General features: G+C 58.1%; 19 protein-coding genes. 8 read left to right on the top strand and 11 right to left on the bottom strand.

What is annotated here, in order from left to right:
- Positions 1-1,022 (top strand): RHS repeat-associated core domain-containing protein (locus TU73_RS28755; protein ID WP_209434873.1); only part of this gene is annotated, 1,022 nt, incomplete at its 5' end.
- A 1-nt stretch (position 1,023) separates the two neighbouring features.
- Complete coding sequence (locus tag TU73_RS25430) at positions 1,024-1,437, top strand: hypothetical protein (RefSeq protein ID WP_046071973.1); 414 nt, start codon at positions 1,024-1,026, stop codon at positions 1,435-1,437.
- Positions 1,438-1,496: 59 nt separating this feature from the next.
- Here the strand turns inward: TU73_RS25430 and hemB are convergent, their stop codons facing one another.
- The 3 genes from hemB to TU73_RS25415 all read right to left on the bottom strand — a co-directional run bounded on the left by hemB (position 1,497) and on the right by TU73_RS25415 (position 4,133).
- Positions 1,497-2,471 (bottom strand): porphobilinogen synthase, encoded by a 975-nt coding sequence (gene hemB, locus TU73_RS25425; RefSeq protein WP_057014508.1) that lies wholly within the window; start codon positions 2,469-2,471, stop codon positions 1,497-1,499.
- Between the two features lie 117 nt (positions 2,472-2,588).
- The gene (locus TU73_RS25420; protein WP_057014507.1) at positions 2,589-3,431 is read right to left on the bottom strand and encodes a PhzF family phenazine biosynthesis protein; all 843 of its coding nucleotides are present in this window, start codon (positions 3,429-3,431) and stop codon (positions 2,589-2,591) included.
- Positions 3,432-3,434: 3 nt separating this feature from the next.
- Positions 3,435-4,133 (bottom strand): glutathione S-transferase N-terminal domain-containing protein, encoded by a 699-nt coding sequence (locus TU73_RS25415; protein WP_057014506.1) that lies wholly within the window; start codon positions 4,131-4,133, stop codon positions 3,435-3,437.
- A gap of 251 nt (positions 4,134-4,384) precedes the next feature.
- Here TU73_RS25415 and TU73_RS25410 point away from each other — a divergent pair, with 251 nt between their 5' ends.
- Positions 4,385-5,086 carry a hypothetical protein gene (locus TU73_RS25410; RefSeq protein WP_046071969.1) on the top strand — a complete coding sequence of 234 codons (702 nt, stop codon included), beginning with the start codon at positions 4,385-4,387 and terminating at the stop codon, positions 5,084-5,086.
- A gap of 58 nt (positions 5,087-5,144) precedes the next feature.
- Positions 5,145-6,200 (top strand): permease, encoded by a 1,056-nt coding sequence (locus TU73_RS25405; RefSeq protein WP_057014505.1) that lies wholly within the window; start codon positions 5,145-5,147, stop codon positions 6,198-6,200.
- Positions 6,201-6,857: 657 nt separating this feature from the next.
- Here TU73_RS25405 and mnmH read toward each other — a convergent pair.
- The 4 genes from mnmH to TU73_RS25385 all read right to left on the bottom strand — a co-directional run bounded on the left by mnmH (position 6,858) and on the right by TU73_RS25385 (position 10,121).
- A complete protein-coding gene (mnmH, locus tag TU73_RS25400; protein WP_057014504.1) occupies positions 6,858-7,961 on the bottom strand; it encodes a tRNA 2-selenouridine(34) synthase MnmH in 1,104 nt (367 codons plus the stop codon).
- The gene (gene selD, locus TU73_RS25395; protein WP_057014503.1) at positions 7,961-8,995 is read right to left on the bottom strand and encodes a selenide, water dikinase SelD; all 1,035 of its coding nucleotides are present in this window, start codon (positions 8,993-8,995) and stop codon (positions 7,961-7,963) included. Before selD ends, mnmH begins: the two co-directional genes overlap by 1 nt.
- A gap of 93 nt (positions 8,996-9,088) precedes the next feature.
- Positions 9,089-9,838: a TerC family protein gene (locus TU73_RS25390; RefSeq protein WP_034119028.1), complete on the bottom strand. Its 750-nt coding sequence runs from the start codon at positions 9,836-9,838 to the stop codon at positions 9,089-9,091.
- A gap of 31 nt (positions 9,839-9,869) precedes the next feature.
- Positions 9,870-10,121: a hypothetical protein gene (locus TU73_RS25385; RefSeq protein WP_057014502.1), complete on the bottom strand. Its 252-nt coding sequence runs from the start codon at positions 10,119-10,121 to the stop codon at positions 9,870-9,872.
- Between the two features lie 134 nt (positions 10,122-10,255).
- On the opposite strand from TU73_RS25385, the gene nhaR reads away from it, so the two are divergent.
- Positions 10,256-11,158 carry a transcriptional activator NhaR gene (nhaR, locus tag TU73_RS25380; RefSeq protein WP_057014501.1) on the top strand — a complete coding sequence of 301 codons (903 nt, stop codon included), beginning with the start codon at positions 10,256-10,258 and terminating at the stop codon, positions 11,156-11,158.
- A 4-nt stretch (positions 11,159-11,162) separates the two neighbouring features.
- Here the strand turns inward: nhaR and TU73_RS25375 are convergent, their stop codons facing one another.
- Positions 11,163-12,320 carry an MFS transporter gene (locus TU73_RS25375; protein WP_057014500.1) on the bottom strand — a complete coding sequence of 386 codons (1,158 nt, stop codon included), beginning with the start codon at positions 12,318-12,320 and terminating at the stop codon, positions 11,163-11,165.
- A gap of 241 nt (positions 12,321-12,561) precedes the next feature.
- Between TU73_RS25375 and sstT the strand changes: the two genes are divergently transcribed.
- Positions 12,562-13,782 (top strand): serine/threonine transporter SstT, encoded by a 1,221-nt coding sequence (gene sstT, locus TU73_RS25370; RefSeq protein ID WP_057014499.1) that lies wholly within the window; start codon positions 12,562-12,564, stop codon positions 13,780-13,782.
- A 78-nt stretch (positions 13,783-13,860) separates the two neighbouring features.
- Here sstT and TU73_RS25365 read toward each other — a convergent pair whose 3' ends face one another.
- Positions 13,861-17,121, bottom strand: a complete 3,261-nt coding sequence (locus tag TU73_RS25365) for a hypothetical protein (RefSeq protein WP_082642669.1) — start codon at positions 17,119-17,121, stop codon at positions 13,861-13,863.
- 183 nt (positions 17,122-17,304) lie between these two features.
- Positions 17,305-17,814, bottom strand: a complete 510-nt coding sequence (locus TU73_RS25360) for a DUF1993 domain-containing protein (protein ID WP_057014497.1) — start codon at positions 17,812-17,814, stop codon at positions 17,305-17,307.
- A 115-nt stretch (positions 17,815-17,929) separates the two neighbouring features.
- Here TU73_RS25360 and TU73_RS25355 point away from each other — a divergent pair, with 115 nt between their 5' ends.
- The gene (locus TU73_RS25355) at positions 17,930-18,583 is read left to right on the top strand and encodes a YceH family protein (protein WP_057014496.1); all 654 of its coding nucleotides are present in this window, start codon (positions 17,930-17,932) and stop codon (positions 18,581-18,583) included.
- A 340-nt stretch (positions 18,584-18,923) separates the two neighbouring features.
- On the opposite strand, the gene TU73_RS25350 is transcribed toward TU73_RS25355, so the two are convergent.
- Positions 18,924-19,742 (bottom strand): shikimate 5-dehydrogenase, encoded by an 819-nt coding sequence (locus TU73_RS25350; RefSeq protein WP_057014495.1) that lies wholly within the window; start codon positions 19,740-19,742, stop codon positions 18,924-18,926.
- Between the two features lie 156 nt (positions 19,743-19,898).
- On the opposite strand from TU73_RS25350, the gene TU73_RS25345 reads away from it, so the two are divergent.
- The gene (locus TU73_RS25345) at positions 19,899-20,273 is read left to right on the top strand and encodes a hypothetical protein (protein WP_046071959.1); all 375 of its coding nucleotides are present in this window, start codon (positions 19,899-19,901) and stop codon (positions 20,271-20,273) included.
- The last annotated feature ends 214 nt before the right edge of the window (positions 20,274-20,487 follow it).

Here is a 20,487-nt window from a genome sequence, read left to right as displayed (position 1 = left end):
CGAAGCCCAACGGCGAAACCGCCAGTTACCGCTATGACCCATTCGGGCGGCGCATCAGCAAGACCGTGGAGGGCAAGACCACCGAGTTTTTCTGGCAAGGCGACAAGTTGATTGCCGAGCACCATGCAGAGCGTCACCGCAGCTACATCTACGAGCCCGGCAGCTTCCGTCCACTGGCACTGCTGGAAGGCTACGGCCCAAAGGCCACAACGCCCTACCACTACCAACTCGACCACCTCGGTACACCACAAGAACTCACCGACACCGCAGGCGAAATCGTCTGGTCCGCCCACTACCGCGCCTACGGCCAAATCGCCCGGCTTGATGTAGGCAAAATCGACAATCCATTGCGTTTCCAAGGGCAGTACTTCGATCAGGAAAGCGGGCTGCACTACAACCGTCATCGCTACTACAATCCGGATATTGGTCGCTACCTGACGCCGGATCCGGTGAAGTTGGCGGGTGGGATTAATGGGTACCGGTATGTACCTAACCCTACGGGGTGGGTAGATCCGCTGGGACTGAACAGATGCCCAGGTACGGTAGGATGCGAGCCATCCTTAGGCGTTGAAGATCCTTCAACTCCAGCATCAAGTAAGAAATCAGAACCCAACCTTCCAATTTATCATAATGACGAAGAGTATCTTTTTCGCGGAGACAAAACCCCTCCAGACGAGGTATTCAAAAATGGCTTTAAAAGCAAAGGTGATAGCGAAGATTTGTACCTACACGCAATTGACAGTAGTGACCCTCCCAGCAACTTTATAAGCACATCGCCATCACGAGCAGTCGGGATCACTTTTGCTACCAGCTACGGAGATAAAAAAGGCTATTTGTACACACTTAAGAGTATTGAGGGGCACGATATAAATACAGAACTAGGCAAGCAGGCGCCATATCCTAAAGAACTAGAATTCGCTATCTATAACAAAATCGACACAGAGGATATATTAGGCGCCACCCCAGTAAAATCTGATGGAACTTACGTTGGATATTCCATACCAAACCCCAACAGGAAATAAAATGAAAACTAAAAATATAAAGGTAATAATCAAAAACGAGCACAAGGAGGTCACCGTCAAATATGACCCTAGGAAGCTCATCATGAAATTTTCAGAGGCCGACAATTTTAAAAAAGTTTATGAAGGGCATGACTTATATATTTGCTTCGCAAAAATCAGAGCAGACTTCCCGCATATAACCTTTTTATGCAAAGGGGCAAAAATAAACGTTAAACCATCAAGAATGGCTTCTCAGATGAGCGCGGGGCTCGTCGCATACGAAATGACTCTAGGTCAGCAAGCTACCAACGACGACATAGTCCACTTGTTTGACTACGAAGAGGAGAACCTAACAAACGATCCACAGGAACAAATTGATTTCTTCAGGAAATGGTTGGTGTCACTAGGTGCGCAAGATTACGAAAAATTCAACTAAGTCATGAGTGCCCCTCCCCCTGTGATAAGCCAGCTCACCACAGGGGAGAAACGATGTCCTTAAATCCCCGACACCGCCAAATCCATCGCAAAATACGTAAAAATCAAATCCGCCCCCGCCCGCTTGATCGACCCCAAGGTCTCGCGCACCACCCGGTCCTCATCAATCGCCCCGGCCTGTGCGCCAAACTTGATCATCGCGTACTCGCCGCTCACCTGGTACGCCGCCACCGGCAGGCGTGAAGCCTCGCGGATGTCGCGGATGATGTCGAGGTAAGCCCCGGCTGGCTTGACCATCAGTGCGTCGGCGCCTTCCTGTTCGTCGAGCAGCGATTCGCGCACGGCTTCGCGGCGGTTCATCGGGTTCATCTGGTAGCTTTTGCGGTCGCCCTTGAGGGCGCTGCCGCCGGCTTCGCGGAATGGGCCGTAGAGGGCCGAGGCGAATTTGGTGGAGTAGGCCATGATCGGGATATGGGTGAAACCGGCGTCGTCCAGGGCGCGACGGATGGCCTGGACCTGGCCGTCCATGGCTGCCGATGGGGCGATCACATCGGCACCGGCGCGGGCGGCGGCCACGGCTTGTTTGCCGAGGTTGACCAGGGTCGCGTCGTTGTCCACATGGGCACCGTGCATCACGCCGCAGTGGCCGTGGTCGGTGTATTCGCAAAAGCAGGTGTCGGACATCACGATCATTTCCGGCACCGCGTCCTTGATGATCGAGGACATGCGCGAAACCAGGCCACGTTCTTTCCAAGTGTCGCTGCCGCTGGCGTCGAGGTGGTGGGACACACCGAAGGTCATCACCGACTTGATGCCAGCGCGGGCGTAACGCTCGATCTCGCCGGCCAGTTTCTTCTCAGGGATACGCAGCACACCCGGCATGCTGGTGATCGGCACGAAGTCGTCGATTTCTTCTTCGACGAAAATCGGCAGCACCAAATCGTTAAGGGTGAATTCGCTTTCCTGGAACAAGCCACGCAGCTCCGGGGAGCGGCGCAGGCGGCGTGGACGGGCTTGGGGGAACTGACTGGTCATGGCTTTCCTGAAAAAATGGCTGAAATCTTTGGGGCCAAAGCTTATGCCCCAAAGTCCCGGCAGCACAAATGCCAAGGGGCCAATAGTGTATTGCCAGGCACGTAACAATTCATTGATCTAGAGCTGTAGTCGCCCTTCGATGCACACTGCCACGGCGCCGCCTACCCAGACTTCATCACCCTGGCGCTCGATGTGAATACGCCCCGCCCGCCCCATGGCCGTGCCTTGGCTGACCACGTAACGGTGGGGCGCCAGGCCCTCGGCCAGCAGCCATTGTGCTAAACCGGCATTCAAACTGCCGGTGGCCGGGTCTTCCGGGGCGCCGTCCCCTGCGATAAATCCGCGCACTTCAAATTGTGCGTCTACCGCGTCAGAAGATGGGTCACACGGGGCGATCACCCCTACGGCCAGACCGTGCAGCTGCGAATAGTCGGGGCGCAGGCCCAGCACCGCATCACGATCAGCGAGCATTACCGCCAGCCAACCCGCTCCATTGTCGACCCACTGGCTGCGCACAATGGCCTCGGGCGCCAGGCCCAATGCCAGGCGCACGCGCTCCAGCAACGGCGCCTCCAATGGCCCGGCACGCGACAACGGCGGCGCGATAAATGCCAATTCGTTACCTTGGCGACGGATACGCACCAAGCCGATTTCGCATTCCTGGATGATTTCATCCCCACGCGGCACGCCACCGGCTTGCAGCCACGCGTGGCAACTGCCCAACGTGGGATGCCCGGCGAATGGCAGTTCCTTGAGGGTAGTGAAGATTCTTACCCGGTAATCGGCCCGCGGATCGCGAGGTGTCAACAGAAACGTGGTCTCGCTGAGATTGGTCCAATTGGCGAAGTCGGCCATTTGCTGGTCGGTAAGGCTGTCGGCGCCGAGCACTACGGCCAGCGGGTTGCCCTTGAGGGGCACTTCGCTGAAGACGTCCAGTTGTTTGAAATCGAAAGTCGGCATGCTTCAGCTCGGAATGTTCAGGCCACGGATCACCGCTGGACGTGCGACGAAGCCGTCCAACGCGCGCAGTACGTTAGGGAAATCAGCGATGCCCACCAGGTCGCCGGACTCATAGAAGCCGATCAGGTTGCGAACCCAGGGAAAGGTGGCGATGTCGGCGATGCTGTAGTCGTCACCCATGATCCAGGTGCGGCCCAACAGGCGTTTTTCCAATACTTGCAGCAAGCGCCGGGATTCGGCGGCGTAGCGGTCACGCGGGCGCTTGTCTTCATAGGCCTTGCCGGCGAACTTGTTGAAGAAGCCTAGTTGGCCAAACATCGGGCCGACCCCGGCCATCTGGAACATCAGCCATTGCAGGGTTTCATAGCGGGTGGCCGGGTCCTCGGAGAGCAACTGGCTGGTTTTTTCCGCCAGGTAGATCAGGATCGCACCAGACTCGAACAACGCCAGCGGCTGCCCACCCGGGCCGTTGGGGTCGATGATCGCGGGAATCTTGTTGTTGGGGTTCAGGGACAGGAACTCGGGGGACAGCTGGTCCTGGGTGTCGAAACTGACCTTGTGCGCCTCATAGGGCAGGCCCAGTTCTTCGAGCATGATCGACACTTTGACGCCGTTGGGCGTGGGCAATGAATACAGTTGCAAACGCTCCGGATGCTGGGCGGGCCATTTGCTGTTGATCGGGAAAGCGGCAAGTGCGTTCATCGAAGAACCCCTGGACGGAAAAGCCCCATGATAGTCATCCCCCCGCTGTCGTGCATGGGTCATCGTTGCGCAACATTTCCCGGTTAGTATCCCGCGTGGCGAACCAAAGCGCCTGAATGCACTCTTAAGTGCGCCCGAAGGGTGAATGGAGGCACCTTGCTATATCGACAGGGAACACCGCAGGACGCTCACTGCGTCACTGGGGCCGGGCGTGTCCGCCCTAATCCGACGCATGAAGACTCGAACCCATAATGAAGATCAAGCCTCTGCGCCTCGTGCAACGACTCAAACGTTATTCATACATGATGTTACCGCTGCTGCTGGTCAGCGCGGCCATTGTCACCGTCCTGGACGCCCGTGAAAGCCGTGCGCAACCCGTGGATGGCGTGCAAACCCTGGTATTCCTGCGCCACGGCGAAAAACCGGCAGGCGGCCTTGGGCAGCTCAACTGCCAGGGCCTGAACCGCGCCATGAACCTGGCCACGGTGTTGCCGGAAAAATTCGGCAAGGCCAACTACGTGTTTGCGGCCAACCCGACGCGCAATGTCGAGGAAGGCGAGCTGGATAATTCCTACAGCTACATTCGCCCGCTGATGACCATCAGCCCCAGCGCCATCAAGCTCGGCCTGCCGGTGAATATCAAGTTTTCAGCAAATGACACCAGTGCCCTGGCCGACGAACTGGTCGAAGACAAGTATCACAACGCGACGATCTACACCGCCTGGTCCCACGGTTACCTGCCGGAACTGATCAACAAGGTCGCCAGCGAAGCGGTCGGCGAAAAGCACACCATCACCGAAGACTGGTCCGGCAATGACTATGACTCGCTGTATGTGCTGACACTGACCTGGCACAACGGCAAGGCCTCGCTGCTCAGCCGCAACTACAAGCAGGGTCTGAATAACGGCGAGGAAAGCTGCCCGGATCCGACCCAGGTCAGCGCAGATATCTGAAGCTTGGGCCGCAGGGGCGTATGATGCCCGGCTATTGACTCACCTGCGGATCATCTCCATGTCCAACCTCGCTTCCACCCAGCCCCGCCGGGGCTGGTCGTTCTGGTGGAAACCAGCGCTGTTTCTCCTGGTGGCCTGCATCGGCCTCTACTACGTGAAATGGTCGCCCTACTACCTCAAGGCGTTTGTAGCAGCCGATAACCACAGCATCGGCGCCTCGATTCTCAATGACCAGCAAAGCTCGCCCCTGGCGGCGGCGTTGGCCTATGCCCAGGTGTATTTCCTGGCGATCTGGAAAGCCGCCGTACTGGCGGTGATCCTCGGTTCGTTGCTGCAAGTGCTAATCCCCCGAGACTGGCTGCTGCGCCTGTTTGGCCGCGCCGGTCTGGGCTCGACCCTGCGCGGCGGGCTGTTCGCCCTGCCGGGGATGATGTGCAGTTGCTGTGCAGCCCCCGTGGCAGCAGGCATGCGGCGCCAGCAAGTGTCGGTCGGCGCGGCGCTGGCGTTCTGGATTGCCAACCCGGTGTTGAACCCGGCCACGCTGGTGTTCATGGGCTTTGTATTGGGCTGGGACTTCACCGCGCTGCGGCTGGTGGCGGGGATTGTGCTGGTGGTCGGGGTGTCCCTGGTGGCGCAGCGTATTGCGCGCCCGGACCAGGTACCCGAGGCGGCACTGGAAGCCGTCGCCGAAGTCAGCAGCGTGGAATCGCAACCGTTCCTGGGGCGCTGGCTGCGCACCCTGTGGCAGCTGTTCTGGAGCACCATCCCGGTGTACATCCTGGCGGTGCTGATCCTCGGCGCGGCCCGGGTGTGGCTGTTCCCCCACGTGGACGGGGCGATGACCGACAGCCTGGTATGGCTGGTGCCGCTGGCAATTGTCGGCACACTGTTCGTGATTCCTACGGCGGCGGAGATTCCCATCGTACAAACCATGATGACCCTGGGCATGGGCACCGGGCCGGCCGTGGCCTTGCTGATGACCCTGCCAAGCGTGAGCCTGCCGTCGCTGTTGATGCTGCGCAAGGATTTCGATGCGCGGGTGCTGGTGACGGTGGCCGGGTTGACCATGCTGGTGGGGGTGGTGTGTGGGTTGATTGGGGCGGTGATGCTTTAGTGATGCGTTAAGGTTGAGGGCCCTATCAGGGCATAGGTATCTACACAACTTTGTAGGCTGTAGCAGCCGACGGTAACCACGATGCGAAGCGAGTCGCTCTTGATCTTGATCTGCTTTTGATCTTAGGCGCCCCGTTAAACCACGCTGGCCGGAATTCGACAGGGGTTTGGGGGGTAAACCGGCAGGGATGCCGGTTTAGCCGCCCCGCGCCATGGATGGCGCGTGGCGGCGACCCCCCAAATCACTGGCGAATTACGGGCACACCGAGCCTGAGCGAGGTGCCGAGTGGTGGGGCAAGAGCCTTTTGGTTACTTTTGGGCTCTTTTCAAAAGTGACCCGCTGTAAAAGCGGAACCAATAGCAGCCATTACCGCAGGAACGGATATGTACGCGGTCTGACCCGAGATCCTGGTCGGCTTTAAGGCCGCCTTCGCAGGCAAGCCAGCTCCCACATTTGGATCGCGGTGCGTCAGCTTGATCAGCGTCGGCTGTCAGTCCGTCACGGGAGCAAGCTCCCTCGCCACAGGTCCAGCGTCGCCCAAAAGTTGTGTAGATACCTATGCCTATCAGGGGCAAGCCCCTCCCACATTTTGACCGTGTTCACCAATCAACCTGTGGGAGCGGGCTTGCTCGCGAAGAGGCCCCTGAAATTCACTTATCAACCTCGTCGTACGCTGCGCTCACGCAAATACTCCACCACTGCTGCCTGCTCGCCGACGAACTCGATCCGTGCGCCTTTCTTTTCACGCTGGAACGCGTACATCGGGTCGTAGTATTCGCGCAGCAATCCTTCAATCCACACCCGGTGCAGATCCACGGCGCCAGTACGCGCTTGCTCCGCCAGGGCGTCCTGCAAGACGGCCTGCAACCGTTGAAAACGCTCACCGCCCAGACGCTTGTGGATGTTGGCCAGGCTCTGGGTCAGGCGCTCGGCGAATAACGCCTGGCCGGTTTCACCAAACATCTCGATGAACTCGGCGCAAAGGTTCACCACGTAATCACCCAGGATGCGCTCGACGCGGCCCTCGACGCTGTCTTCCAGCCACACCATCGAAAATGTCTGCATGCTCTTGTGCAACGGCAAGGGCAAGGCGCAGCTGCCGATCATGCGGCTCTCATCCTCGACCACAAACTGCTCGATGCCGCGTGCACGTTTCTTCAACAAGTCCACCGCCAGGCGGTTCTCAAAGTCGATATTCGACGGTTGCGACGTGGCGCGCTTGCCGAAGCTGGAACCGCGATGATTGGCATGGCCTTCCAGGTCCAGGGCGTTGCGCAGTTGGCCAAGCACTTCGGTTTTGCCAGTGCCGGTCATGCCGCCAAGCAGCACGAAATCACACTGGTTGGTCGCCTGCTCCAGGGTCTCCAGCAGAAAAGCACGCATGGCCTTGTAGCCACCGCCAACGCGGGGATAGTCAATGCCTGCTTCGGTTTTCAACCATTGCTGCACGATCTGCGAACGCAGCCCGCCACGGAAGCAGTACAGGTAGCCGTCGGGATGGGCCTGGGCAAAGTGCGCCCACTGCTCGATGCGCTTGGCCTTGGTCGCCCCGGACACCAGCTCATGCCCCAGTACAATCGCCGCTTGCTGGCCCTGCTGCTTGTAACAGGTGCCGACCCGCTGACGCTCATCGTCGTTCATCAGCGGCAGGTTAAGCACCCCTGGGAAGGCACCCTTGTTGAACTCGACCGGTGCGCGGGTATCCATCATCGGCCGGTCGTTGAGGAAGATGTCGCGGTAATCGGTGATGTCAGCCGCCATCAAACCACCTCTACCGCGTTGCTCTGTCGCTCAAACAATTCGCCGATAGGCTCAAGGGCCAGACCCAGCTCGGCGGCCACCGCGTGGAACTCGGCGTCGCCTTCTGGAGTGACAGCGATCAGCAGGCCACCGCTGGTCTGCGGGTCGCACAGCACGCGCTTGTGCAACTCCTGCACACGGCCGAGCTTGCTGGCGTAGCTGTCGAAGTTGCGCAAGGTGCCGCCCGGCACGCAGCCTTGGTCCAGGTAGTACTCAACCCCGGGCAAGCGTGGGACTTTTGCATATTCAATGCGGGCCGTCAGGCCGCTGCCGTCGGCCATTTCCACCAAGTGGCCAAGCAGGCCGAAACCGGTGACGTCGGTCATGGCCGTCACACCCGCCAACTTGCCGAAGCGGCTGCCGGGTTTGTTGAGGGTGCACATCCAGTCACGGGCCAGGCCGATATCGGCCTCGCGCAACTTGCCTTTCTTTTCGGCGGTGGTGAGGATGCCGATGCCCAAGGGTTTGGTCAGGTACAGGCGGCAGCCGGCGGTGGCGGTGTCGTTACGCTTCATATGACGTTTTTGCACGATGCCGGTCACGGCCAGGCCGAAGATCGGTTCCGGCGCATCGATCGAATGCCCACCCGCCAGTGGAATGCCCGCAGCGTCGCATACAGCGCGACCACCACGAATTACTTCGCGGGCAATCTCCGGCGCCAGCACATTGACCGGCCAGCCGAGAATGGCGATGGCCATCAAGGGGTCGCCGCCCATGGCATAGATGTCGCTGATGGCGTTGGTGGCGGCGATGCGGCCGAAGTCGAAGGGATCATCGACGATCGGCATGAAAAAATCGGTGGTGGATACCACACCGCGCTCATCGTCGATAGCGTACACCGCCGCATCGTCGCGTGAGGCGTTGCCCACCCAGAGGTTGGGATCGAGGTTTTGTGCGCCGCTACCGGCCAGAATCACTTCCAACACTTGGGGCGAGATCTTGCAACCGCAACCCGCACCATGGCTGTACTGCGTAAGTCGAATCTGCTCGCTCATGGAAAACCTCTGACTGTCGTGTCGGAGAATTCTACCAGATAGCCAAAAGCCAACCGCTCTCTAATGAACGCGGCTGGCTTTTGAGGTCAAGCGTTACTGCCGGGCAGCAAGCAATCGTGCGTGCCGGTTACGCCGGGCGATGTTCAGGCATTCGATCGCCGCCGAGAACGCCATGGCCGCATACACATAGCCTTTAGGTACATGGGCGCCGAAGCCTTCAGCGATCAGGGTCATACCGATCATGATCAGGAAGCCCAGGGCCAACATCACCACCGTCGGGTTGTTATTGATGAACTTGGCCAAAGGTTCGGCCGCCACCAGCATCACGATCACCGAGACCACCACGGCGATGATCATGATCGGCAAGTGCTCGGTCATGCCCACGGCGGTGATGATGCTGTCGATGGAGAACACCAGGTCGAGCATCAGGATCTGGCCGATGGCCGCGGCAAAGCCAATGGTCACACCATTGCTGACGGTGGCCTTCTCTTCGGGTTCCGGGTCCATGCTGTGATGGATCTCGGTAGTTGCCTTCCAGACCAGGAACAGGCCACCGGCGATCAGGATCATGTCTTTCCACGAAAAGGCCTGGCCGAACACTTCGAATACCGGTGCCGTCAGCTGCACGATGAAGGCGATGGTGCTCAACAGGCCCAGGCGCAGAATCAACGCCATGCTGATACCGATGCGTCGCGCCTTGGCCCGATGCTTCTCGGGCAATTTGTTGGTGAGAATCGAGATGAAGATCAGGTTATCGATGCCCAGCACGATTTCCATGACGATCAAGGTAGCCAGGGCCACCCAGGCGGTGGGGCTGGCGGCCAGTTGTAAAAGGTAATCCATAGGTCAGTCCTGACGTGGTGGTGCTGGGAAATTAGGTTTCTTGGGTGTCGGATTCAGCGTTGTTTTCGGCGTCTTCTTCCTGCTTCTCAGGACTGATCAAGCCCTGGGTCGCTTCGCTCAATGCCTGTTCGGCGGCCTTCTGGGTGTCGTCGATGGCCTGTTTGGCCGATTCGGTGGCCTTGCCCAATACCTGTTGCGCGCTTTTCTCGACCTGATCACAGCCACTGATCATTACCAATGAAAGCGCAAGCAACGACGCCGCGCCCAGGGAATTGAGTTTCATGATGTATTCCTCATTAGAACCATTGGGTCCAAATAGTGGCCCCGCGATAGCGAGGCATTCTATGCAGGTGAACAGTTCAGGAAAATTCGTATTTTTCTCGTGTATAGTTCGGTTTTTACGAAGTTTAGACCGTCATGCTTAATTACCGACAACTTCATTATTTCTGGGTGGTGGCCAAGACCGGCAGCATCGTGCGCGCCTGCGAGCAGTTGAACCTTACGCCCCAGACCATCAGCGGGCAGATCAGCCTGCTGGAACAAACCTTTGGTATTGCGCTGTTCCAGCGTGTGGGGCGCCAGCTTGAGCTGACCGAAGCCGGGCGCCAGGCCCTGCCCTACGCCGAGCAGATGTTCCAGACCGGCAATGAACTGGAGGCGATGCTGCGCGCCCAGCCCGATGAACAACAGATTCCGTTCCGGGTCGGGGTGGCGGATGTAGTGCCCAAGTCCATCGTCTACCGATTGATCGCGCCGACCATGGAGTTGAGCGAACCGATCCGCATCACCTGTCGCGAGGACAAACTCGAACGTCTGCTGGCCGACCTGGCGATCCAGCGCCTGGACCTGGTGATTTCCGACAGCCCGATGCCCACGCATCTGGACATCAAGGGCTACAGCCAGAAACTGGGGGAATGCGGCATCAGTTTTTTCGCCACCCAGACTTTGGCTGACCAATATGGAGGTGATTTCCCACAGTGTTTGCAGGGCGCGCCGCTATTGATTCCGGGGGCGGAGACGGTGGTGCGCAGCCGCTTGCAGCGCTGGTTTGCCGAGCAGCAGGTTCAGCCCCGGATCATCGGTGAGTTCGACGACAGTGCGCTGATGCAGGCGTTCGGGCAATCCGGCAGCGGGATCTTTATTGCTCCCAGCGTGATCGCCGACGAAGTGGTACGCCAATACGGCGTGGCCCTGATCGGCCAGACCGATGCGGTGACCGAGTCGTTCTATGCGATTTCGGTGGAGCGCAAGGTCAAGCACCCTGGCATCGTGGCGATTACCGAAGGTGCCCGACGGGAGTTGTTTACCACCCTGCCCTGATCCCTCAGGTGCTGGGGGCGACCGATTGCTTGGCCGTCATCAGCCACAGTGCCAGCAGGATCGACACCAGGATGAAGCCCGAAGCGGCAAACCCCAGGCTGCCCAGGCCCAGGGTATCGATGACATGCCCACCGACCATCGCGCCCAGACCGATGCCGAGGTTGGCGCCGGCGATATTCAGCGATGCGGCAAACGCCGGCGCATGGGGCGCAGCCTTCATCAACCGCACATGGCTGACCAGGAACATCGCCGCCTGGGTTACGCCCCACACCGCCATCGCCGCCGCCAGCCCTATAGTCGAATGAATCGCCGGCACCACTGCCACCATGCCCGCGATCATGAACCCGCAGAACACCACGGATGCGATCAACGGGTGACGATCCACGGCGCGCCCGCCCAGAGAGTTGCCGATCAGCCCGACTGCGCCAAAGCCCATCAGGCACCAACCCACTAGCGTGCCGTCGAATCCGGCCAGACGTTCAAGGATGTCTGCCAGGTAGGTATAGGCGGTGAACATGCCGCTGAACACCAGGATCGACAGCAGGATGTGCCCTTGCATCACCGGGCTGCGCAGGATCTTGAATTGTGAGCGCAAGGTGACCTGCTCGTTCTTCGCCCGGGTAACCGGCAAGTAGATAAACAGCAGCAACGCCTTGGCCAGGGCAATCACCGCGAGCACGGCGAACGCACTGCGCCAGCCGAACATATCGGAAATCAACGTACCCACTGGAATGCCGAACACCGTGGCGCAGACGATGCCAAAGCCGATTTTTTCAATCGCACGTCCGGCGAACTCCGGGCCGACGATATCCACCGCCGTTTCGCTGGCCAAGGCCCAGAACACCGGTAGCCCCAAGGCAGGAATCAAACGGGCCAGGGACATTATCCAGATATTGGGCGCCAATGCCGCCACGGTATTGGCCACCGCGAACATGATCAGGATGCTGATAAACAGGCGCTTGCGCTGGAATCGTGCGCAGTACGCGGTCAGAAAGGGACCGAACGCCGCCACGGTAAATGCAAACAGCGTCACCAGCAGCCCAGCCTGGGACACACTGACATTCAGGTCCCGGGCAACCGACGGCAACAGGCCGACGATGACAAATTCTGTGGTCAGCACGGTAAAACCGGCAGCCGACAGCAGCAGGATAGGGAACAACATGAAAACTCCAGAAACGACGACATCAACGACAGCCCTGGGGGCCCGCTGACGGAGAGGAAAGATGAGAGGGGTGAATAATAACAGGATATGTCCGGGTTTCGCCAAGCTCGACGGGCGCGGGTGACGGAATGCCGCAGCGAACAAGACGCTTCGTACAGCATGTTAGACTTCGCGCCTACTTCCTACAGTACTTTCTGCCTGCAATGCTGTACCCAACTAAAAAAACTAGAGACAACTCTTTATGACTGCTGCCCCTTCCCTGTTGCAACGTCTAATGCGCGTCAGCCTGGTCACCCAAATCGTCATCGGCCTGATCGCCGGGATCGTGCTGGCCTTGTTATTACCCGAGGCTGCCCGCGCCACCGGTTTTATCGGCAAGGTGTTCGTCACTGCACTGAAGGCGGTCGCGCCGATCCTGGTGTTTGTGCTGGTAATGGCCTCGATCGCCAACCATAAACACGGCCAGGAAACCCATATCCGCCCGATCCTGTTCCTGTATCTGCTCGGCACCTTTGCCGCCGCCGTGGTTGCAGTGGTGGCCAGCACCCTGTTCCCCTCCTCCCTGGTCCTCGCCACCCATGACGCCACAGTGAGCGCTCCCGGCGGCATTGGCGAAGTGTTGCAAAGCCTGCTGCTCAGCGTGGTGGATAACCCCATCAGCGCGCTGATGAACGCCAACTTCATCGGCATCCTGGCCTGGGCCATCGGCATGGGCATCGCCATTCGTCATGCCGGCGAAACCACCCGTACGGTATTGGACGACCTGTCCAACGGCGTGACCCTGATCGTGCGCGTGGTGATCCGCTTCGCCCCGCTGGGTATCTTTGGCCTGGTGGCCTCGACCCTGGCCACTTCCGGCTTTGGCGCCCTGCTCGGCTACGCCCACCTGCTGGTGGTGCTGATCGGCTGCATGCTATTCGTGGCGCTGGTGATCAACCCTGCCATCGTGTTCTGGAAGCTACGCCGCAACCCTTACCCGCTGGTGCTGATGTGCCTGCGTGAAAGCGGCATTACCGCATTTTTCACCCGCAGTTCGGCGGCGAACATTCCAGTCAACCTGGCGCTGAGCAAACGCCTGGGCCTGCATGAAGACACCTACTCGGTGTCAATCCCGCTCGGCGCCACCATCAATATGGCCGGTGCCGCGATCACCATCACCGTACTGACCCTGGCGGCCGTGCATACCCTCGGGATTGCCGTGGACCTGCCGACCGCCGTACTGCTCAGCGTGGTTGCCGCGGTGTGCGCATGTGGTGCGTCTGGGGTGGCGGGTGGTTCGCTGCTGCTCATTCCGCTGGCGTGCAGCCTGTTCGGCATTCCAAGTGAAATCGCCATGCAGGTAGTGGCCGTCGGTTTCATCATCGGTGTGCTGCAGGATTCGGCGGAAACTGCGCTCAACTCGTCGACCGATGTGCTGTTTACTGCGGCAGCGTGTTTGGGCAAGGAAGAACAAACAGCCTGAATGAGCGAAAGGAAAGCCCGGGGCGTTCACTGCAGAATCGACCCGGGCCTTTTCTAACGATGGTTGAAGGTATTGAGTTCAGGAAGAGGAATTTTCCGGAGTGAACCCCTGAAGAGGTGTCCCATACCGCTTGCTTGTTTTCGGATCGAATCGGTACCACTTACCGGTGATGTCATCTAACTGAGCCATGACCTTTGCTGTATCGACGCCCTGATAAGTGCCTTCCTTCACGTCTTTCGGCTTATGCTGATACACCCTATCCACACTGCGGTTAGCCGCGATTACCTTCCAGGTAAGGCTCCCTTTTCCCACAACCGAAGAGAAAGCTGTAAGGCCTCTGGTACCGATGGCCGCTCCCCCGGCAAAAGGGTTGGCGGCACTGATAAATGCCCGTCCCAGCCTACCTGCAACGCCTCCTTTTCCTAGCTGCCCTCCCACCTTCGCTATCTTGGAAATCTTTCCGAGGGCTCCGGCACCGGCGACAACGAAGCCGAATATGTCGAATGCAAGAAACGTAAGCCCTTCACCGACCCTACCCTGCTGAAAACTGTGAAGCGCTGCGGCACCGGGTATCAGCGCACGGGTGACGGCTTGTATTTTTTCGAACTCCGTCACTTCAGTATCGAATGTGGTAACGCCTTTGGCTGCGCTAGCCAACTGTTCACGCTCTTTAGTACTGAAAAAATGGCTCGTAACGGCATCGGCTATGTGCTGCGTTCTCGCCGAGGTGAAGGCTTGTATAGGCATTGAAGTTTGAGGCTTTGATTCCCGTTCTTTACTGTCTGCCGGGGCGTTGGCTTTAATTTCGGTAAGTTTAATGTTTGTTCTAACTGTGACCTTTGAGTCTTTGGTTGCAAGGGAGCTCCATTCGCCTTGCAAGCCTGTCTTCAGCCCATCGGCCAAATCTTCTCGATACCGCAGCCCCCCTGTCGCGGGATTGAATTCATAGATTCGTTTCCGGCCTTCATGCAGGGATTCAACAAATACGGCGCTGCTTTTGACCTCCTCGGTCTCTGAGGTAGCGTAGCGAACTCTATGGCCTGCCCATATAATTGTTTCAGTTACTTTCTCTTCTCCATAAATTTTCAAGGCGCCATGCTGAAGCGCGGCCTTATCTTCCTCAGACAGCAGCGACATTTGGTGTTGTACGGTCACCTTCATAGCGCCTTTAAGCCCGTCATAATAATCAACGACTTGCTTTTCAAACAGCTCATTTACCGGAGGTATAAACTTGAGCTCATGGGATATCTTTTCAATGGGAACAGCAGGATCATTGGAATACCACTCCACATGCTGCTGCGGCTGCAAAAAGATATCCAGTATCGAGTACGGCCCTTGTAAGTCCCGATTCTGTTCTTTTGGAAAGATCGCTTTCTTCTCAAAATCTATCACCCCGTATTCTTTTACGGGGAAACGCTCCTTCAGCGCATTGAGCGCCAGTGCCTTACGCGTGGCTAATTCTGTGCGTTGTGCTTCTGAAGCCTGCGTCAAGGTATCGAAACGCTCGGTCGCGAGGGTGCCGGCACGTTCAACCTCTTCATCCGTGTAATTGTTATCCGCCCGTTTTCCAATTGCTCCATCCGCCACAGCCCAGTGAATCAGCCCTTCGCGCCCAGCCAGCGCCGCCACTTGTTTTTCGGCAGCGGTAATGGGCTCCAGGTCGTCTTTGAGCAGTTGCTCATAAGTTTTAGTCGCCGCCGCGCCCGGGGAGCGCATCTCGGATTTGGCAACGATAGCCTTCAAGCTCACCCAGGCCGGTGAGCCATAAGTAACACTGTCCGGGACATCTTTAACCAATAATTCCGGAGCGTGGTGCGACAGCAGGAGATAGGCTGCAACCGGGGCGTTATTGCCATATGACTTGCGCAGATGTTCGGTTAGCCCCTCAAGGACAAAAGACAGCGGCTTACCCCCATTCTCGCGCGCCGACAAATCAAACCCGGCCACCTTGTTCTTTTCTTCTGGCTTCCACAATGCGTCTTGATTGAGGCCTACCTGAAGCGCCGCAAGCGCCCAGTCTTCGGCACTGCCCGCGCCCTCGAACTGAGTGCGTAACGCTTCGCCCATAGCCTGCGCAGTGGGGCTTTGCAAAAGCCTGAAGACCGCTTGCCGGGGATCTTTCAGCTCTGCCTCGGACCACTGGATGGTTTGCGTCAGATACCCAAAGGCGTTCTGGCTCAGCTTCAACTTGTCGAACTCAGGCAACGCCATCGAGTTATAGGCAACGGCGTCATAGATGGCCTGCTGTTGCTGTGAATCAAGCGGTGTTGGCCACGATAAGCCTCCCCCCAAATCGCCATACAGTTGCCTATACTCGGTTGGACGGATTAACTCCTTGAGCATGTTCTTGACCTCGGCTTGATCAGCCGGGTGATCCCAGCCATTGCCGGTCATGAACCGCAGGAGGTTCACCTGCTTGCCGGCCATTGGTTGATTATCCAGCTGGAAACCAGAGTCAGGATCAAGCCTGATCTGTTGTGATTGCAAATAGGATTGCAATCCTGCATCGCGGTCATAAGCTGGTGGGCTAGGTAGAAGGCGGTGATCGTAGGCGTGCAATGCCTCTTGCTTATCCAGATATTCGTCCGCCTTGACGAAAGCCGTGGCCAGGGAATCCGAGAAGGTGTGCAGATCGCGTTTATTGGCAAGTTGTTGTTTTTGAGCCACCAGTGTTTCTTCAGTGCGCTCCTTACCAACTCCCGCCGTTGCGAATGTGTGGTTTTTTCGCAACTCTTGGGCGCGTTTTCGATCTTCGAATGAGTCGTTATGAATTGTTTCGCCATAGAACTGGGCGACCCACTTGAGCGGCGCACTTTCCTCATGCAGGGCCGACCAGGTGACTCCACCGGGTGCATAAGCTTTTACCGCAGCCAGAATCGGCCCAGCGAAGGTCGCCCACGGAGAGTTGTCTTTTAAGGTAAACAGGGTAAGCACCCCATTTTTACTGACGCTGAGCGCCCCGTCAGAAGTTATCTGGAGGGTGGATGGATCAAAACCATCTGACTTGAGCCAAGTTAAAAAGGCCTTGTCGTTAAGTGCATTACGCAACTGTGTACGCCATTGGCCGAAAGATGAAGCGTCCGGGATGTACGCGATAATAGTGTCCTCATCACGGCTCCGGCCCTCTAGCGCTTCTGCATAACTGACTGCCAATTCGCTGTTGGCGTGTTCGCGCTGAGAGGTTTGGGAGGACACGTCATCGCCTTGCACCTCTCGCCGGGTTCGAGTCATTGCAATGGGCTTTGAAGAAGACGAAACTTGATAGTTGGGCGTCTCCAGTGTTGGGCCGAAATGAGAATTCCCGGGAGGTGCAGTCACCGCGATGGAAGAAAGATTCATATCGTTCGTAGTCTCCAGGCACTTCAATAGAAAGTTTTTTAGGCGTTCGTGAGTGAGGACTATCTAGATATAGGTTGCATCGCAATATGTAACGAGGCATGAGATGCGTATAAAATCCCGCGCATAAAAAAACCGGAGCTGTTCATTCAAGAACAACCCCGGGCTGTGTTTTAAAGTACGAGTTTAGAACGCGCCCATGTAATCGCGCTTGCCCACTTCCACACCGTTATGACGCAGCAAGGCGTAAGCGGTGGTGACGTGGAAGAAGAACTGCGGCAGGCCGTAGGTCAACAGGTAGGACTGGCCGCTGAAGCGCTTCTCCTTCGGAGTACCTGGGCGGGTGACGATCTCGATGCTTTCCTTGCCATCGATCTGCTCGGGCTTGATGGTGTCGACGAACGCCAGGACCTTGGCGATCAGCGCTTGCAGGTCGGCGAAGGTCACTTCGCTGTCTTCATATTTGGGTACTTCGATCTCGGCCAGGCGAGCGGAAACGCCTTTGGCAAAGTCGACGGCGATCTGCACCTGGCGCACCAGTTGGAACATGTCAGGGAACAGACGTGCTTGCAGCAACGCGTTCGGCTCGATATTCCTGGCGGTGGCGTGGGCTTCGGCCTTGGTCAACACACCGCTCAGGGCGGTGAGCATTTGCTTGAAGACTGGGATAGAAGCGGCGTACAGGGAAATAGTCATGGCAGTCTCTGGTAATGGCAGGGTTGGAACCAGCGGCGATTATAGCCATGCCCGGCGCTTGTCTTTTATTTTTTGAGGATTACGCTGGTGACCTTCACTGCATAGGGAAAGCGCGATGACCGCCGAGCACGACACCGACACCCCTGAGCCGCGCCTGAACAGCACGGAAATCCGCATCCTGGGCTGCCTGATCGAGAAACAGGCAACCAACCCGGAAACCTACCCCCTGACCCTCAACGCCCTGGTGCTGGCCTGCAACCAGAAGACCAGCCGCGAACCGGTGATGAACCTCAGCCAGGGCCAGGTCGGCCAGAGCCTACGCGCGCTGGAAGGCCAAGGCTATACCCGCCTGGTGATGGGCAGCCGCGCCGACCGCTGGGAACACCGTGTGGATAAGGCCCTGGAACTGGTGCCAGCCCAGGTGATCTTGACCGGGCTGCTGTTCCTGCGCGGGCCGCAGACGGTCAATGAGCTGCTGACCCGCAGCGGGCGCATGCATGATTTCGAAGATGCCGAGCAGGTCGTGCATCAGCTGGAACGGCTGATAGCGCGGGGGTTGGCGTTGCTGGTGCCGCGTCAGGCGGGACAGCGGGAAGACCGGTATACCCATGCGTTGGGAGACCCGGCGGATATCGAGGCGATACTCACGGCGCGGGGCAGTCCGATGGAGCGTGGGCCCGGCAGCTCAGTCCCATTGGAACGTATCGACGAATTGGAAGCCCGGATTGCAGCGTTGGAGGAACGCTTGGCACAGCTGGAACAGGCCTGACACAGTAAAAAATGTGACAGGGGCGGTGCGACGATTCGACTTGTCCCCGATGAGCATGGGCGTCTACACAACTGTATAGCAGCCAACGGTAACCACGATGCGCAGCGAGTGGCTCTTGATCTTGATCTTGATCTGCTTTTGATCTCAGGCGCCCCGTTAAACCACGCTGGCCGGAATTCGACAGGGATTTGGGGGGTGCCGCCATCGGGGGCAAGCCCCCTCCCACAGGTACCGCGCCATGCCAGAAGTTGTGTAGATCACTATGCCCCGATGAGGGCGTCCAATAAGTGGCTGATACACCGTCATCGCGGCCCCTCCCACATTAGCGCTCCAGCGGCCTTCAATTACGGGCGAAGGCCACCGCCGCCTGGAATTGCTCCTGCGTCGGGCGCACGCCGGTGTACAGCACAAACTGCTCCAGCGCCTGGATCGCAATCACCTCCAGCCCGGTAATCACCCGCTTGCCCTTGGCGCGCCCACGCACGATCAGCGGTGTTTCAGCCGGGATCGCCACTACATCGAAGACAGTCTGCGCCTGATCAATGGCGTCGGCCTCGAACGCCAATGCTTGCGCCTCGGCCCCACCTGTCATGCCGATGGGCGTCACATTGATCAGCATCTGCGGGCGCAAGTCGCCCAGGTCCGCCTGCCACTCATACCCAAGGTTGCGCGCCAATGCCTGGCCCGCAGCTTCATTGCGCGCCACGATCACGCCGTGGGCATAACCGCCATCACGCAACGCACTGGCAACCGCCTTGGCCATGCCACCACTACCGCGCAGGGCGAACGTGGAGTCAGTCGGCACGGCGTGCTTTTTCAGCAATTGCTCGATGGCAATGTAGTCAGTGTTATAGGCCTTGAGGTGGCCGTTGGTGTTGACGATGGTATTGAGCGAATCAATGGCTTGAACTGAATCGTCAAGTTCGTCCACTAAGGCAATGGCGGCCTCCTTGAACGGCATCGATACTCCGCAACCCCGCACGCCCAAGGCGCGAATACCACCGATCGCGCCGGGCAGGTCCTGGCTGCTGAAGGCCTTATAGTAGAAATTCAGACCCAATTGTTCATACAAGTGGTTATGAAAACGCAGGCCAAAGTTCCCGGGGCGCGCCGACAGTGACATGCACAGCTGGGTGTCCTTGTTGGGGTGCATCTGCATGGGTAACTCCTTGAAGTAAGCAAATCGGTACAGACCTTACACAACCTTTACCTAATGGAAGTGCTGTTTTTTTGAAACACGTTGTCTTAAAAGTATCCCCGCGACAATCCTTGAGTCTATTGATTGCAGACCACAAGCGCAGGGGCTAACCGAGGAATGACCATGATTCGTAAAATCCCCAGAATCGCCTTGCTGATCGGTGCACTCGCAATGGCCGGCCAAGCTTCCGCCCACGGTGGTGGTTGGGGTGGCCCGGCAGTGTTGGGCGCACTTGTTGGCGCAGCGGTAGTTGGCTCCGTGGTTGCCAGCCAGCCTCGTGAGGTCTATGTGCAACAACCGGTGTACGTCCAGCCGCAGCCGGTGTATGCCGCTGCGCCACCGGTCTATTACGCGCCACCGCCGCCGGTGTATGTACAACAGCAGGTTTATTACCGCCCGGCCCCGGTCTATTACGGCCCTCCACGCGGCTATTATGGTCCGCCTCGCGGCTACTACGGCCACCCACACGGCTACTACGGCCGCGGTTGGTAGGTTTGGACTGAGTGACTTGAATGGGCCTCGCCCCTGAGCGGGGCCTTTTTTTGCCCGAAAAGTCCGGATTTATCCTGCCAATGTCGCTGTGAGAACAATGCCCAAGCGCCTATCCCACATCATAAGGACGCAATATCCTCTTGATCGGCGCAGGCGTGCGCTGTCATGGTTGCGTCATAAAACAGTCTCACCATCGACCCAGTCCACCCAATAA

The organism is Pseudomonas libanensis (assembly GCF_001439685.1).
Taxonomy (GTDB): domain Bacteria; phylum Pseudomonadota; class Gammaproteobacteria; order Pseudomonadales; family Pseudomonadaceae; genus Aquipseudomonas; species Aquipseudomonas libanensis.
Note: the sequence above shows the minus strand (reverse complement) of the source record. Positions and strands in the feature narration are given on the sequence as shown.